Origin of the sequence: Streptomyces sp. NPDC057253, from assembly GCF_042669125.1 — a bacterium.
In the GTDB taxonomy this organism is placed as follows: Bacteria; Actinomycetota; Actinomycetes; order Streptomycetales; family Streptomycetaceae; genus Streptomyces.
Window position 1 is genome coordinate 15,240 of sequence record NZ_JBHUXV010000029.1, and the last position, 14,820, is coordinate 30,059.

The window sequence follows — 14,820 nt, forward strand, 5'->3', positions numbered from 1 at the left end:
GTCACCCCGAATTTTCAACAAAGTGTTGACGTGATGTCGCGTCGGGGCGTTAGCTGACTCCCGTGACTTCGACTTCCACGCCCCCCGGCCTGGCCCGGTTCAACGCCCTGGAGGAGCGCACGGCCCACGCCGTCCTCCTGGAGGCGTGCGCCTCCACGGCGTGGGCTCGGCGTCTGCTCGCCGCCCGCCCCTACGCGACCGCGGACGACCTGTACGCCACCAGCGACGCCGCCATGGCCGAGCTGACCGCCGACGACCTCGGCGAGGCGATGGCCGGGCACCCGCCGATCGGCCGCCCCAAGCCCGGCGACCCGACCTCCGCCCGGGAGCAGTCCGGCATGGCCTCGGCCGACGACGAGCTCAAGGCCGAGATGCTCGAACTGAACCTGGCCTACCAGGAGCGGTTCGGCCATGTCTTCCTGATCTGCGCGACCGGCCGCAGCGCCGAGCAGATGCGGGACGCGGTCAGGGAGCGGATCGGCAACGCGCCGGAGCGGGAACGCGAGATCGTCCGCACCGAGCTGGGCAAGATCAACCGCATCCGGCTCGCCCGCGTTGTCGCGGAAGACTGAAGAGGACGCCTGACCATGAGCACCAGCACCACCGCCTCCGTGTCCACGCACATCCTGGACACCAGCGTCGGCCGCCCCGCCGAGGGTGTCGCCGTCCGGCTCTCCGCCCGATCGGGGCGCGACGCGGACTGGCAGGCACTCGGCGGCTCCGCGACCGACGCGGACGGGCGGTGCAAGGACCTGCCGGCGCTGCCGGAGGGGACCCGTCACGTGCGGCTCGACTTCGAGGTCGAACCGTACTTCTTGAAGAAGCAAGCCGATGCGCAGCAGGACGCCCCCGCGAATCGGGACAGCGGCACCGGAGTGTTCTTCCCGGAGGTGGCGATCACGTTCGCCGTCGTGCCCGGCGAGCACTACCACGTACCGCTGCTGCTCAACCCGTTCGGCTACTCCGTATACCGAGGGAGCTAGCTATGCCCATTCTTGGACCGAACCAGTACGGCAAGGCCGAGAACCGAGTCGTCAGGATCACGCGGGACGGCGCCACCCACCACATCAAGGACCTCAACGTCTCGGTGTCGCTGAGCGGCGACATGGACGACGTCCACTACTCCGGCTCCAACGCCAACGTCCTGCCGACCGACACCACCAAGAACACGGTGTACGCCTTCGCCAAGGAACACGGCATCGAGTCCGCCGAGCAGTTCGGCATCCACCTCGCCCGGCACTTCGTCACCTCCCAGGAGCCCATCCACCGGGCCCGCATCCGCATCGAGGAGTACACCTGGGAGCGGATCGAGGTGCCGGGGGAGGCCAGGCACTCCTTCGTGCGCAAGGGCCAGGAGACCCGGCTCGCGCAGATCACCTACGACGGCTCGTCGTGGGAGGTCGTCTCCGGCCTCAAGGACCTGACCGTGCTGAACTCGACCGACTCCGAGTTCTGGGGCTACGTCAAGGACAAGTACACGACCCTGCCCGAGGCGTACGACCGCATCCTGGCCACCGAGGTCTCCGGCCGCTGGCGCTTCAACTGGACCGACGACACCGAGGACATGCCCGACTGGGACACGTCCTACGAGCAGACCAAGCAGCACATGCTCCGGGCCTTCGCCGAGACCTACTCGCTCTCGCTCCAGCAGACCCTCTACCAGATGGGCTCGCGGATCATCGAGAACCGCGACGAGATCGACGAGGTCCGCTTCTCGCTGCCCAACAAGCACCATTTCCTTGTGGACTTGGCGCCCTTCGGCCTCAAGAACGACAACGAGGTGTACTTCGCCGCCGACCGGCCCTACGGCCTGATCGAGGCGACTGTCCTCAGGGACGGGCGCGAGGCGAAGATCCCGGCTGACCTCACCAACCTCTGAAGGACCCACCATGGCAGCCGCTGAGCGCATCGTCATCGAGAACTGTTCCATCGCCACCGTCGACGCCCGGGACACCGAGTACGCCTCCGGCCATGTCGTCATCGCCGGCAACCGCATCGAGTCGCTCGGCGCGGGCCCGGCCCCCGAGGGCCTCCAGGACGTCGTACGGCGTATCGACGCCACCGGCCACCTCGTGACCCCCGGCCTGGTCAACACCCACCACCACTACTACCAGTGGATCACCCGGGGCCTGGCCACCGACCACAACCTCTTCAACTGGCTCGTCGCGCTGTACCCGACCTGGGCGCGCATCGACGAGCAGATGGTCTACGCGGCGGCCCAGGGGTCGCTCGCGATGATGGCCCGCGGCGGTGTCACGACCGCGATGGACCATCACTACGTCTTCCCGGCCGGCTCCGGCGACCTGTCCGGCGCGATCATCCGCGCGGCCCGCGAGACGGGCGTCCGCTTCACCCTCGCCCGCGGCTCCATGGACCGCAGCGAGAAGGACGGCGGTCTGCCCCCGGACTTCGCCGTGGAGACCCTCGAAGGCGCCCTCGCCGCGACCGAGGCCACCGTCAAGGAACACCACGACTCCTCCTTCGACGCCATGACCCAGGTCGCCGTCGCGCCCTGCTCGCCGTTCTCCGTCTCCACCGAACTCCTGCGGGAGGGCGCCGAGTTGGCCCGCCGCCTCGGGGTGCGGCTGCACACCCACGGCTCGGAGACCGTCGAGGAGGAGCAGTTCTGCAAGGAACTGTTCGGCATGGGCCCGACCGACTACTTCGAGTCCACCGGCTGGCTCGGCGAGGACGTGTGGATGGCGCACTGCGTCCACATGAACGACTCCGACATCGCGGCCTTCGCCCGGACGAGGACCGGTGTGGCCCACTGCCCCTCGTCAAATGCCCGACTGGCGGCGGGAATCGCCCGCGTCCCCGACATGCTCGCGGCCGGCGTCCCGGTCGGCCTCGGCGTCGACGGCACGGCCTCCAACGAGTCCGGGGAACTGCACACCGAGCTGCGCAACGCGCTGCTCATCAACCGGCTCGGCGCGCACCGCGAAGCGGCGCTCAACGCCCGCCAGGCCCTGCGCCTCGGCACCTACGGCGGCGCCCAGGTCCTCGGCCGCGCGGCCGAGACCGGCTCCCTGGAGGCGGGCAAGCTCGCCGACCTGGTGCTGTGGAAGCTCGACACCCTCGCCCACGCCTCGATCGCCGATCCGGTGACCGCGCTGGTCTTCGGCGCGGCGGCCCCGGTCACGGCCTCCTTCGTGAACGGCCGTCAGATCGTCGAGAACGGCCGCCTGTTGCACGTCGACGAGGACGCCGTCGCCCGCTCCACGCGGGAACAGGCCCAGCGGCTCGCGCGGATTGCCGCGCAGGGCTGAGCAGTTCACCCGAACCCCGGCCGAGAGGGACGGCTCTCGGCCGGCAGCCGTGGACCCCGGTTCAGGGTTCCACGGCGGCCGTGCCCGGGGCGCGTGTCGGACGCGCGCGCCCCGGAACGGTCCCCGTTCCCTCCCGGGGAACGACCCGTCACGGTCCCGCACGACCACTCGCACCACCTCCATGAAACCCACGTCAGTGCCGACGTGTAACCGCCCGGAGGCGAGCCGCAGTGTCAGTCCACCCCGTCGACGAGAAACTCCCCGCCCTGAAGATGGCGACCACCGGCCTCCAGCACGTGGCCGCGATGTACGCCGGAGTCGTCGCCCCACCCCTGATCGTCGGCGCGGCCATCGGCCTGACCGCCACCGACCTCACCTTCCTGACCGGTGCCTGTCTGTTCACCGCGGGCCTCGCCACCTTCCTCCAGACCCTCGGCGTCTGGCGGATCGGCGCCCGGCTGCCCTTCGTCAACGGCGTCACCTTCGCCGGTGTCGCCCCCATGACCGCCATCGTCGCCGCCACGGACGACAAGGCCGACGCCCTGCCCGTCATCTTCGGCGCGGTGATCGTCGCGGGTCTCCTCGGCTTCCTCGCCGCCCCCTTCTTCGGCAAGGCGATCCGGTTCTTCCCGCCGGTCGTCACCGGGACCGTCATCACCCTGATCGGCGTCTCGCTCCTGCCGGTCGCCTTCGGCTGGGCGCAGGGCACCGACCCCGGTGCCCGGGACTACGGTTCGACGACCAACCTGGGCCTGGCGGCGGCGACCCTGGCGATCGTGCTGCTGCTGCGACGCTTCACCCGCGGCTTCGTCAAGCAAGTGGCCGTACTGCTCGGCCTGGTGGCCGGCACCCTGGTCGCGATCCCCTTCGGAGCAACCGACTTCGGCCCGGTCGCCGACGCGGCCGTCGTCGGCTTCCCGACCCCCTTCCACTTCGGCGCCCCGCAGTTCCAGCTCGCCGCGATCCTCTCGCTGTGCGTGGTCATGGTGGTCTCCATGACCGAATCCACCGCGGACATGCTGGCGCTGGGCGAGATCGTCGAGCGCCCCGCCGACGAGCGGACCATCGTGGCCGGCCTGCGCGCCGACACCCTCGGCTCGGCCCTCAGCCCGCTCTTCAACGGCTTCATGTGCAGCGCCTTCGCCCAGAACATCGGCCTGGTCGCGATGACGAGGATCCGCAGCCGGTACGTCGTCGCCACCGGCGGCGCCTTCCTGGTGCTGATGGGCCTGTGCCCGATGGCCGCCTCGCTCATCGCCGTCGTACCCCGCCCGGTGCTCGGCGGCGCCGGAGTCGTCCTGTTCGGCTCGGTCGCCGCGAGCGGCATCCGGACCCTGGTCGGGGCGGGTCTGGAGAAGGACAACAACGTCCTGATCGTCGCCGTGTCCCTCGCGGTCGGGATCATCCCGATCACCGCGCCGGACTTCTACCACGCCTTCCCCGAGACCGCGAAGATCGTCCTGGACTCGGGGATCTCGACGGGCTGCGTGGCCGCGGTGACGCTGAACCTGGTCTTCAACCACCTCGGCAGGGGCCGGGACGCCGAGGACGTCACCCACCCCATGGAGCCCGTCCCCGCTCAGCCGATCTCGTAACTGTCTCCGTACACCCGCCACTTGAGCGGGGTGTCCAGGTCGAGATTGCCCGCGGCGAGGAACACCCGCTGGGCGGTCTCGACCCGGCTCACGTCATGGTGCGCCGCCTCCCGCCGCATCGCCCGCACGCGCGCGTCCAGGAAGGCGTGCAGATACGCGGTCTGGTCGCCGCCGTCCGCGGGGGTGTCCGCCTTCGCACGGGCCCGGTCGCGGATGCCGCCGAAGCTCAGGGCGTCGCCGCCGGGGCCGTGCATGACCATCGCGTCGTAGTAGATGAACTGCCCGAGCGTGCCGAGGCCGTCCTTCCTGGCGCGGGCGACCGCCGGGTCGAAGTAGCCGCGGTCCCGCTCGTCCCGCTGCGCCCTGCGGAACGCGGACGTCTTCGCCGCGGTCCGCCAGGCCGCCGGGAAGCCCGGGTCGAGCCCCTCGTGCGAGTCGGTGCCGTCCACCGCGCGCAGGGCGGGCAGATAGGGGGCGAGGGGGTTGCCGGGGACCCGGTCCGTGTACAGCTCGACCAGGGCGAGCAGGTCGCTCGTGCCCGAGCAGAACCCGATGATCCCGGCGGTGTAGCCGCGGCCGTCCCCGATGTCCTCGATGTAGCCGTACTGCGCCTTCCAGTCCAGCGAGGAGTTCTCCGCACTGGACACCAGCCGCATCGCGAGGTCCTTCTTCACCGGGTCGTCGAGCCCGTCGGGACCCGCGGCTTCGGCGGCCGGCCACCGGCTGCTCAGCACACCGGCTCCGAGGAGGGCGAGCAGGGTGCGGCGGGCGGCCGCCGCTGTGGACAGGAAGGCCACGTCGTCTCCAAGAGGGGCGGTGTGCAGGCAGGACGTGTCCACGGTAAGCGGGGGGTCGGGGGGTTCGGGGGCGCGAAACGTGCCGGAATTTCCTGGCGGTGGGGGGCGTGTGTCGTTTTTCGGGTGCGGGCCGGTGGGGGCCGATCGCGCAGTTCCCCGCGCCCCCAAAAGGGTGGGTGCAGCTCGGCGGACTGCGACTGGACCCACTCAGGGGCGCGGGGAACTGCGCGACAAGCCCCCACCCACCCGCAGCCGAAACAGGCACCTCAGCCCCGCGAAGCCGACCGCAAGGTCACCGCGGCCAGCGCCAAGGCCGCTCCCGCGACCCCCGCCCCCACCCCGAACGCCAACTGGTACCCCTCCGCCGTCGCCGGCACCAGTTCCGCCCCCCGTCCCAGCAACCCCTCCGTCCGGCTCGCCGCCAGCACCGACAGCACCGCAAGGCCCAGCGAACCACCCACCACCTGCGTGGTGTTGAACAGCCCCGACGCCAGACCCGCGTCCTCCTCCCGGACCCCCGACATGGCCAGCCCCGTCAACGCCGGCATCGCCGCCGCGAACCCGGTGGCCAGCAGGAGCAGCGCCGGAAGGACGTCCGCGAGGTACGACCCGTCGGCCGGGGCGCGACTCAGCAGGGCCATCCCGGCGCAGATGAGGAGGAGCCCGGCCAGCAGCACCCGGTACGCGCCGAACCGGCCGATGGTCCGCGCCGACAGACTCAGCATCAGCACCCCGATCACCACCGGCGCCGGCAGGAACGCCGTGCCGGTGAGCAACTCGCCGAATCCGAGGACGCGTTGGACGTACAGCGCCCCGAGGAACTGGAAGCCGTACATCGTGCCGATCATCAGGATCTGGACGGCGTTCGCGCCCGACAGCAGCCGGGAGCCGAACAGCCGAAGCCGCAGCAGGGGACGCGCGGCCCGGGCCTGGCGCACGGTGAACGCCGTGAACAGGGCGAGGGCGAGGGCGGCCAGGAGGATCGTCGTGGTCGGCTCCCGGTCGCCGGAGCCGACGATCACGTACACCGTGAGCATCAGCGCCCCGGTGACCAGCGCGGCCCCGGGATAATCCGCGCCCCGGCCGAGGCCCTCGCCGTCCTCCGGGGCGAGCACGCGGACGGCCGCCAGCAGGGCGACGAGCCCGATCGGCAGGTTGATCAGGAAGATCCAGTGCCAGTTCAGGGCCTGCGTCAGCGCGCCGCCGAGGAAGGTGCCCAGTGCTCCGCCCGCCGCCCCGACCGCGCTGAACACCGCGATGGCCCGGGCCTGTGCACGCGGCTCGGGGAACAGCGCGACCAGCATGCCGAGCACCACCGCGGAGGTCATCGCCCCGCCCACGCCCTGGAGAGCCCGTGCCGCGATCAGCGTGCTCTGGCCGGTCGCCGTCCCGCACAGCACCGACGCCGCCGTGAACACGGCCAGCCCCGCCACGAACATCCGCTTGCGGCCGACCAGGTCGCCGAGCCGCCCCACCAGCAACAGCAGCCCGCCGAACGGGATCAGATAGGCGTTGACCACCCACGCCAGCCCGGCTCCCGTGAAGCCGAGGTCGCTCTGGACGGCCGGCATCGCGACCGTGACGATGTTGCCGTCCAGGACCGTCATGAGGGTTCCCGCGCACAGGACGACGAGGGCCGTCCAGCGGGAGTACGTTCGTCGCGGTGTGCGCTGCGGGGTGTCGACGATGGCCGTCATGGCGACGGTACCTCCGTGTTCTCCATGGGTTCCGACAAGTGGCCTTGGTGCACGACTTGTAACGGGGAACATCGTCAGTGACCATGGAGAGCGGCGTAAGGAGGCAGTTCGATGTCCCAGAGGAACACCGGTGTTACCACCCAGGTCGTGAACGCGCACGCGTGCCCGGTGCGGGAAGTTCTTGACAGGGTCTCCGGCAAATGGAGCGTGCAGATCCTCGTCGCGGCCGCGCACGGCCCCATCCGCTTCACCGAGCTGGAGCGCGGCATCGAGGGCATCAGCCGCCGGATGCTGACCCTGACCCTGCGCAACCTGGAGCGCGACGGCCTGGTCACCCGCACCGTCCACCCGACGGTCCCGCCCAAGGTGGAGTACGAACTCACCCCGGTGGCACACGAGTTGAACGAGACCCTGCAACGCCTGACCGACTGGGCGGAGCGCAACAGGGTCTACATCGCCGAGGCGCGGGCCAGTTACGACGCCGAGCGGGAACCGGAGCCGGCCTGAGCTACAGCAGGCTCGGGTCGGTGGCCAGCCCCTTGAGGACCTCGCCCGGGTCCGGCACCAGGCGCCGCTCCTTCAGGTCCATCAGCCCGCCGACCGCGGTGATCTCGGCCGCCACGGTGCCGTCCTTCTTCCGGATCGTCTGCCGAATGCGGAACGTCTTGCCCTCGCCCCACTCGAAGCCGCAGCTCACCTCCACCTCGTCACCCGCCAGCAGCTCCCGCAGATAGCGGATGGTGGTCTCCAACGCCACCGGACCCACCCCGCTGCCGATGAGCCCGGCCTGGGTGATCCCGGCTGCCCTGAGCAGCGACCAGCGGGCGTGCTCGGCGTACTGGAGGTACACGCTCTGGTTGAGGTGGCCCTGCACGTCCGTCTCGTACCCGCGGACGGTCACCGGTACGGAAAACGGCTCGCTCACGTCAATCCCCTCTCACGCCACGGCAGTTACCGGAACCGATCCTGACACGTGCCCTCTACACCCGGCATGGGGAGGCCAGCAGATAGCGGGTCCCGATCCGCGGCTGGGTGTACTCGCCGACCTGCCAGCCGGCCTGCTCCAGCGTGCCCGCGCAGGTCCGCAGTGCCTCGCCGTCGGGGGCGTGCACGGCGACGGCCTCCGGCTGGGGAGTGGCCCGCACCCGGTAGCCGGGTGTGCCACCCGCCTCCGGGGGGTGGCCGGCCGCCTCCAGGGCGAGGGCGGCCGCCTGCACGAGGTGGGTGCGCTCCCAGCCGCAGGGCCGGTCCGTGGACCCGTCCGGGTTGGTCATCCGGCGCAGCTCCAGCAGCCCCTGCCAGGCGCTGTGCACCTCGCGCACCCGGGCCGGACCGGCTTCGGCGGGTTCTTCGGTGCCGCCGATGCGGGCGGTGAACACGCCGGAGGCGGAGGCGCCGGGGGTGGGGTCGATGGCGGTCGCCGGATCGAGGGCCTGGGCGGGAGCCTCGGTGATCGTCTCGCGTATGCGGTGTCCGGCCGGGGTCAGGAAGTGGTCGTGCGGCGGGCGGGGGTGGCGGAAGGCGAGACCGCGCTTGACCAGCGCGTCCAGCTGGGACTCCGTGCCCTTGATCCGGCCGGTGACGGGATCGGCGGCGTCGATGACACGCCGCTGGGCGGCGGTGGGCGGTCGTGTCACGGCGTGCTCCTTCCGGGCGACGGGCCGTGCGGATCACCGGCCCCTCGCTTCGAAGGCTACGACGAGGGTCTGACATTCCAGCCGGCGATCACCGGCCGCCCGTGCTCCGTCCCCAGTCGGCACAGGGTTCCCGTGGCCAGCTGGAACAGGGCCCCGGCCGACGGGGGCAGTCCGAGCCGGCGGGCGGTGAGCACGCGCAGGAAGTGTCCGTGCGCGACCAGCACCACACAGCCCTCGGTGTTGGCGTGCGCCGCGTCCACCTTGGCCAGGACGCGGTCCGCGCGCTCGCCGACCTGTTCCGGGCTCTCCCCGGGGTGGTCGGGCGGGCCGGGCGCCACGCCGTCCGTGAACAGGAACCAGTCCGGGCGTTCCCGCTGGATCTCGACGGTCGTGATGCCCTCGTAGCCGCCGTAGTCCCATTCGCGCAGGTCGGGGTCGACATGGAGGTCGTGCAGGCCGATCAGCTCCGCGGTCTCGCGCGCCCGCTGGAGGGGGCTGACGAAGGCGGCGCCGATGCGGTGGGAGCGGATCAGCGGCACCAGGCGGCGCGCCTCCTCCCGGCCGCGCTCGGTCAGCGGTACGTCCGTCCAGCCGGTGTGCCGCCCGGACCGCGACCACTCGGTCTCCCCGTGCCGCACCAGAAAGAGATCACCCACGTCCGCACCTTTCCCAGGCCCCTCCCAGCACCGTGCCACAGCGCCGGGCGCCCCGCAGAACAGCCTGACCGACGATCGCGCTCCAGTCTGCTCCACACGGCCCGCTGCCCTTCCCACCCCGGGGCACCTGTTGCCGAGCAGGACCGCTCGGCGGCTCGCGCCGTGGGCGGTGAGGCGGTGCGGCCGTGTTGCGGTGCGGCCGTCACGGGCTCCGGAAAGCCGGCAGGCTCGGACGGCCCCGTCTCGATCGGTCTTCCCCGCTCGGCCGCGGCCGACTGGTCCCGTCGGCCCCCGGCTCGACTGGTCCCGCTCGGCACGGACCTACCAGGTTCACCACCTGGGCGCCGCTCGACCGCTCCCGCCGAGGCTCGCCCAAAGCCCTCCCCCGCGCCCCGGCCTCCCCGCCCTCACACCCCCGGCAACCCCTGCACAGACTGCGCCAGTTGCCCCACCGCCACCACCAACGGCGTCACCGGTTGGACGAACTCGTTCAGGCGGGTCAGGGCTCGGCGCAGGACCGTGGGTTGGGGTTCTGGTTCGTCCAGTTCCTCGCGGAGGCGGCGGAGTTCCCTGGTCGTGGCCTCCGGGTCGGTCAGTGCCGCTCGGTGTTCCTCCAGCAACCGCTCGATGTGCGCGAGGAGTTCGGCCGTACGCTCGGCGTCCTGCGGCTGGAAGGAGACCGAACCGGAGAACGCCTGGGCATTCTGTCCCACCGCCTGGTTGCCGACGTAGTGCGTGCCGCCGCTGATCATGACGCCGTTGTTGACCGGAGGGTCCTGTCTGCTGTCGTCGCTCATGAAAAGGCTCCTACTTGGCGGCGCCGCCGACGGCGCTGGGAGTGGTCGCGCCGGGCTGCTGAGGGACGTTCTGGGTGGCGGTCGCCCCCGTGCCGATCGCCTGGTTGCCGATGATGCTCATGCCGCCCTGCTGGATGAGGCCCTGGTTGAGGATGGTCTGCTGCTGGGCGCGGAAGTCGGTGGTGTCGTAACCGCGCGCGTCGAGAAACTCGCGGATCGCGGCGAAGGTGTGGCGCTCCACCAGGGACGTGATCCGCCCGGCGTCCACGACCTGGAAGTAGTTGTGGTAGTTCGGGCTCACCGCCAGCTCCCGCACGCTCAGCCGGGCACCGAAGTCGTAGACCGGGTCCTGCTCCAGGGCCTTCAGCTCGTCGGACATGCGTCTGCTGTGCCGCTCCTCGAACCGGGCCTGGCGCAGCGCCCGGAAGGGCGCCGAGTGGAAGGCGCCCCCGGTGCGCGGGACGGCGTCGAGCAGCAGGGTGCGCCGCGCCCCGGGCGAGAGGGGGCCGCGCAGCCGGTCCACGACGTGGTACTCGGCCCGCACCGGCCCGAGCACGTGGTTGCTGCAATGCAGGTGGAGCGTGGTGCCCGCGGTCGAGAAGTGCAGGAACACGCTCGGCACCACGTCCCCGCCCCACAGCGGCACATGGAACGCCAGACAGTGGCGGACCGCCCCGGTCGGATGCTCCATGATCCGCTCGACCTCGTCGGGCGACAGCCGCGCGGCGGGCGTCAGGCTCGTGGTGCGGATGAACCGCTCGTCGTCACCGATGCTGGTGCCGCTCGCGAAGACCCGGTCCTCGATGAACAGCGACTCCAGGGAGCGCGCCCCGTCCGCCGCGGCGCCGTCGGCCGTACCGTGCGTGGCCACGGCCCGCAGCCGCGCCCGGACATGGTCGACCAGCTCGGCGACGCCGAACACCTCCGGGGCGCCAGGACGCACCGACCCGCCCGCGGGCCCGTCGGCGGGCAGCAGCGGCACGGCGACCGACCACTGCGAGGCGGCCGGCGCATAGCCCAGGAAGGGGGTGTAGCCGCTGTACACGGTGACGTTGCCGTCCTGCGCCTCCCTGAGCGCCGCCAGCCGCTCGGCCATCCACCGCCGCCGCGGCACGGTGGGACGGGGCTGCTTCGCGAACGCCTCGCGGGTCATCGTCGTGCGCAGCAGCCGGTCGACGTCGAGATCATGGCGTACGACCGTGGCGTACGCGGCGGCCACCGCGCCGAGAGACAGCAGCACGGCCGGTATCCCGCCCAGATAGGAGCCCAGCAGCCAGCTCACGAAGCCGGGGGTGGGCAGGGCGGACAGGACGGTGCCGAGGAGGAAGGCGAAGAGCACCATGACGCCGGCCGTGATCCCGGTGCCCACCAGCACCCGGCCCTCGGGCTGGTGCCGGCCACGGGTGGCCAGGCTCGGCCGGCCGTTCGCCTGCCGGGTGGCCGACAGGAGCAGCGTGACGAACAGCAGCCACAGCGGCGCGAACACCGCCACCACGGCGTAGGCCGCGGTCAGCCGCTGGTCGCGGCGCAGCCGCAGCTCCTGGGCGGTCAGACAGTGCCGGGCCACGGTCGCCAGGTCCACGCCGGGCGAGGCGGCCACGGCGCCGACCTCGTCGGCCATGACGTCCTCCACCACGCGGTCGGCGAACTGCTCGTCCACGTAGGCCGCGGCGCACAGATACCGGGTGACGTCACCCGGTGTGGTCCCGACCGGCATGTGGTCCGGCGCGGTCGTCATGCCGAGCCCTCCTTGACGCGAGCGACGGAACGGCGCCGCCAGGGCACCGGTGGATCGCGCGGCGGGGGTCCCGGACCGTCCGTCGGCGAGGAGCACGATCAGCACGCCGACCGCGAGTCCGAAGATGAGCGAGGTGCGCAGCAGGTCCTTGAGCAGGGTGCCGGCCGGGGCGAGTCCGGTGTCGGGGGCGAACGCCTCGTACAGGCCCCACCAGACGAACTGGGAGAGAGCCGTCACCAGCACACTGGCGCCGAGACGGCGGAGCCTGCCCATCGCCGGGCGGGACGCGACGAAGGCCAGTCCGGCGAACAGGACGATGACCGCGAGGTCGTTGGCCATCAGGCCCGCCGTGCTCCCGTACCACTCGGAGTCCGTGTCCCAGCCCGGGGCGAACGCCGCCTGGACGATCCAGCGCAGGGTCTCCTCGTCGGTCCGGTAGTACCAGTAGAACTCCCGCTCGTAGAAGTCCCGCAGCGGCCGCTGCACCCACGGGCTGCCCGCGACGACGAGGGCAAGGAGCAGGACCATGATCCGCCCGCTCGGCAACTGCCTTGCTGTGAAAGCACGTTGACGTATCAGTGACACCCGGGGCACCCCCATCCCCCGATCCCCCCTGGATCAGTGGCCGCACTCTAGGGCATCCCCGTTCCACACGGCCCCGAATCCGAACAACCGCGCGGACTACTGCCGGTATCCGCTCAGGAACCGGCCGATCCGGCCGATCGCCGCCTCCAGGTCCTCGGCGTGCGGCAGCGTGAGGATGCGGAAGTGGTCCGGCGTCGGCCAGTTGAAGCCGGTGCCCTGGACGACCTGGATCTTCTCCCGCAGCAGCAGGTCCAGGACGAACTTCTCGTCGTCGTGGATCCTGTGGACCTTGGGGTCGAGGCGCGGGAAGGCGTACAGCGAGCCCTTCGGCTTCACGCACGACACCCCGGGGATCTCGTTGAGCTTCTCCCAGGCCACGGTGCGCTGTTCGTGCAGCCGGCCGCCCGGCGCGGTCAGGTCGTGGATGGACTGCCGGCCGCCGAGGGCGGCCTGGATGGCGTACTGGGCGGGGGCGTTGGCGCACAGCCGCATGGAGGCCAGCATGGTCAGGCCCTCCAGGTAGCTCTTCGCGTGCTGCTTGGGGCCGGTGACCACCAGCCAGCCCGAGCGGAAGCCCGCCACCCGGTACGTCTTCGACAGACCGCAGAAGGTGAGCACGACCAGGTCGGGGGCGAGCGCGGCGACGGAGTGGTGCACGGCGTCGTCGTACAGGATCTGGTCGTAGATCTCGTCGGCGAAGACCATCAGGCCGTGCCGGCGCGCGAGGTCGAGGATGCCCTCGATGATCTCCTTCGGGTAGACCGCGCCGGTGGGGTTGTTCGGGTTGATGATGACGACGGCCTTGGTGCGGTCGGTGATCTTCGACGCCATGTCGTCCAGGTCCGGGTACCAGTCGGCCTGTTCGTCGCAGAGGTAGTGGACCGCCTTGCCGCCGGCGAGCGTGGTGACCGCGGTCCACAGGGGGAAGTCCGGGGCGGGGATGAGGATTTCGTCGCCGTCCTCGACCAACGCCTGTACGGCCATGGAGATCAGCTCGGAGATGCCGTTGCCCAGGAACACGTCGTCGACGCCGACCTCCAGGCCCAGCGTCTGGTAGCGCCCGGCCACGGCCCGGCGGGCGGAGAGGATGCCGCGCGAGTCGGTGTAGCCGTGGGCCTGCGGGAGCATCCGGATCATGTCCTGGAGGATCTCCTCCGGCGCCTCGAAGCCGAACAGCGCGGGGTTGCCGGTGTTCAGGCGCAGCACGCTGTGGCCCGCCTTCTCCAGCGCGTCGGCGTGCTCGATCACCGGGCCGCGGATCTCGTAACAGACCTCGCTGAGCTTGTTCGACTGCCGGAACTCCATGCGCTGCTGCCTCTCCGGTTTCGTGTGTTGCTTGGTTTTACCAAGTGTCAGCTTGGAAAGTCCAACGACTTGTCTAGACTGCGTCGCATGTCACCTCGCCGAAGCTACGACCAGTACTGCTCCGCGGCCCGTGCCCTCGACGTCGTGGGCGACCGCTGGACCCTGCTGATCGTCCGGGAACTGCTGGCCGGCCCGCGCCGCTACACGGACCTGCACGCCGACCTGCCGGGCGTGAGCACGGACGTACTCGCCTCCCGGCTGAAGGACATGGAGCGCGACGGCCTCACCACACGACGCCGGCTGGCCCCGCCCGGAGCGGCCTACGTCTACGAACTCACCGAGCGCGGACGCGCGTTGCTGCCCGTGCTCCAGGCCCTCGGCACCTGGGGAGAACCCGAACTGGGCGAGCGACGGCCCACCGACGCCGTACGCGCGCACTGGTCCGCGCTGCCCCTGCTGCGCTCCCTGGAAGGCGAGGGGCTCGTCGAAGTGCGCCTGGAGGAGGGGGACTTCCACCTGTACGTCGGTGCGCCGACCGGTCCCGCGTACGGCGACGGACCGGCCCCCGCCGAGCCCGACGCCCGGCTCGCCCTGGACGCCGACACCTGCGGGGCGCTCGGCCGCGGGGAGTTGAGCCTGGCGGACGCGGTGCGGGACGGGCGGGTCGAGGTGACCGGGGACGGGGCCATCGCCAAGGCGCTGAGGGAGGCGTGAACAGGCTGGGGCAGGGGTGAACATGCAGAA

15 protein-coding genes are annotated in these 14,820 nt (G+C 71.3%); 7 read left to right on the forward strand and 8 right to left on the reverse strand.

Going from position 1 to position 14,820, the window contains the following annotated elements:
* Positions 1 to 62 precede the first annotated feature (62 nt).
* The 5 genes from uraD (at position 63) to ACFULQ_RS18145 (ending at position 4,864) form a co-directional block, all read left to right on the forward strand.
* Positions 63 to 572, forward strand: coding sequence for a 2-oxo-4-hydroxy-4-carboxy-5-ureidoimidazoline decarboxylase (gene uraD, locus ACFULQ_RS18125; RefSeq protein WP_383544732.1), 510 nt, complete (start codon positions 63 to 65; stop codon positions 570 to 572).
* Positions 573 to 587: 15 nt separating this feature from the next.
* Positions 588 to 983: a hydroxyisourate hydrolase gene (gene uraH, locus ACFULQ_RS18130; RefSeq protein ID WP_383544735.1), complete on the forward strand. Its 396-nt coding sequence runs from the start codon at positions 588 to 590 to the stop codon at positions 981 to 983.
* 2 nt (positions 984 to 985) lie between these two features.
* Positions 986 to 1,879, forward strand: coding sequence for a factor-independent urate hydroxylase (pucL, locus tag ACFULQ_RS18135; RefSeq protein WP_383544738.1), 894 nt, complete (start codon positions 986 to 988; stop codon positions 1,877 to 1,879).
* A gap of 10 nt (positions 1,880 to 1,889) precedes the next feature.
* Positions 1,890 to 3,269, forward strand: coding sequence for an 8-oxoguanine deaminase (locus ACFULQ_RS18140; protein ID WP_383544741.1), 1,380 nt, complete (start codon positions 1,890 to 1,892; stop codon positions 3,267 to 3,269).
* 230 nt (positions 3,270 to 3,499) lie between these two features.
* The gene (locus ACFULQ_RS18145) at positions 3,500 to 4,864 is read left to right on the forward strand and encodes a nucleobase:cation symporter-2 family protein (protein WP_383544744.1); all 1,365 of its coding nucleotides are present in this window, start codon (positions 3,500 to 3,502) and stop codon (positions 4,862 to 4,864) included.
* On the opposite strand, the gene ACFULQ_RS18150 is transcribed toward ACFULQ_RS18145, so the two are convergent.
* Both ACFULQ_RS18150 and ACFULQ_RS18155 read right to left on the reverse strand, forming a co-directional pair.
* Positions 4,849 to 5,661, reverse strand: a complete 813-nt coding sequence (locus ACFULQ_RS18150) for a chitosanase (protein WP_383544746.1) — start codon at positions 5,659 to 5,661, stop codon at positions 4,849 to 4,851. The two genes, ACFULQ_RS18145 and ACFULQ_RS18150, sit on opposite strands and share 16 nt — an antisense overlap.
* A gap of 266 nt (positions 5,662 to 5,927) precedes the next feature.
* Positions 5,928 to 7,358 carry an MFS transporter gene (locus ACFULQ_RS18155; RefSeq protein ID WP_383544749.1) on the reverse strand — a complete coding sequence of 477 codons (1,431 nt, stop codon included), beginning with the start codon at positions 7,356 to 7,358 and terminating at the stop codon, positions 5,928 to 5,930.
* Between the two features lie 111 nt (positions 7,359 to 7,469).
* On the opposite strand from ACFULQ_RS18155, the gene ACFULQ_RS18160 reads away from it, so the two are divergent.
* Entirely contained in the window at positions 7,470 to 7,865 is a 396-nt protein-coding gene (locus tag ACFULQ_RS18160) for a winged helix-turn-helix transcriptional regulator (RefSeq protein ID WP_383544752.1), read from the forward strand.
* A 1-nt stretch (position 7,866) separates the two neighbouring features.
* Here ACFULQ_RS18160 and ACFULQ_RS18165 read toward each other — a convergent pair whose 3' ends face one another.
* The 6 genes from ACFULQ_RS18165 to ACFULQ_RS18190 all read right to left on the reverse strand — a co-directional run bounded on the left by ACFULQ_RS18165 (position 7,867) and on the right by ACFULQ_RS18190 (position 14,076).
* Positions 7,867 to 8,283, reverse strand: a complete 417-nt coding sequence (locus ACFULQ_RS18165; RefSeq protein ID WP_383544755.1) for an acyl-CoA thioesterase — start codon at positions 8,281 to 8,283, stop codon at positions 7,867 to 7,869.
* A gap of 55 nt (positions 8,284 to 8,338) precedes the next feature.
* The gene (locus ACFULQ_RS18170; protein WP_383544758.1) at positions 8,339 to 8,995 is read right to left on the reverse strand and encodes a hypothetical protein; all 657 of its coding nucleotides are present in this window, start codon (positions 8,993 to 8,995) and stop codon (positions 8,339 to 8,341) included.
* Positions 8,996 to 9,051: 56 nt separating this feature from the next.
* On the reverse strand, positions 9,052 to 9,651 hold the full coding sequence (locus tag ACFULQ_RS18175) for a histidine phosphatase family protein (protein WP_383544760.1): 600 nt from the start codon (positions 9,649 to 9,651) through the stop codon (positions 9,052 to 9,054).
* Positions 9,652 to 10,058: 407 nt separating this feature from the next.
* Entirely contained in the window at positions 10,059 to 10,448 is a 390-nt protein-coding gene (locus tag ACFULQ_RS18180) for a DUF5955 family protein (RefSeq protein ID WP_383544763.1), read from the reverse strand.
* Positions 10,449 to 10,458: 10 nt separating this feature from the next.
* Complete coding sequence (locus ACFULQ_RS18185; RefSeq protein ID WP_383544766.1) at positions 10,459 to 12,714, reverse strand: hypothetical protein; 2,256 nt, start codon at positions 12,712 to 12,714, stop codon at positions 10,459 to 10,461.
* 153 nt (positions 12,715 to 12,867) lie between these two features.
* Positions 12,868 to 14,076, reverse strand: coding sequence for a pyridoxal phosphate-dependent aminotransferase (locus tag ACFULQ_RS18190; RefSeq protein ID WP_383544769.1), 1,209 nt, complete (start codon positions 14,074 to 14,076; stop codon positions 12,868 to 12,870).
* An 87-nt stretch (positions 14,077 to 14,163) separates the two neighbouring features.
* On the opposite strand from ACFULQ_RS18190, the gene ACFULQ_RS18195 reads away from it, so the two are divergent.
* Entirely contained in the window at positions 14,164 to 14,790 is a 627-nt protein-coding gene (locus tag ACFULQ_RS18195) for a winged helix-turn-helix transcriptional regulator (protein WP_383544772.1), read from the forward strand.
* Positions 14,791 to 14,820 lie beyond the last annotated feature (30 nt).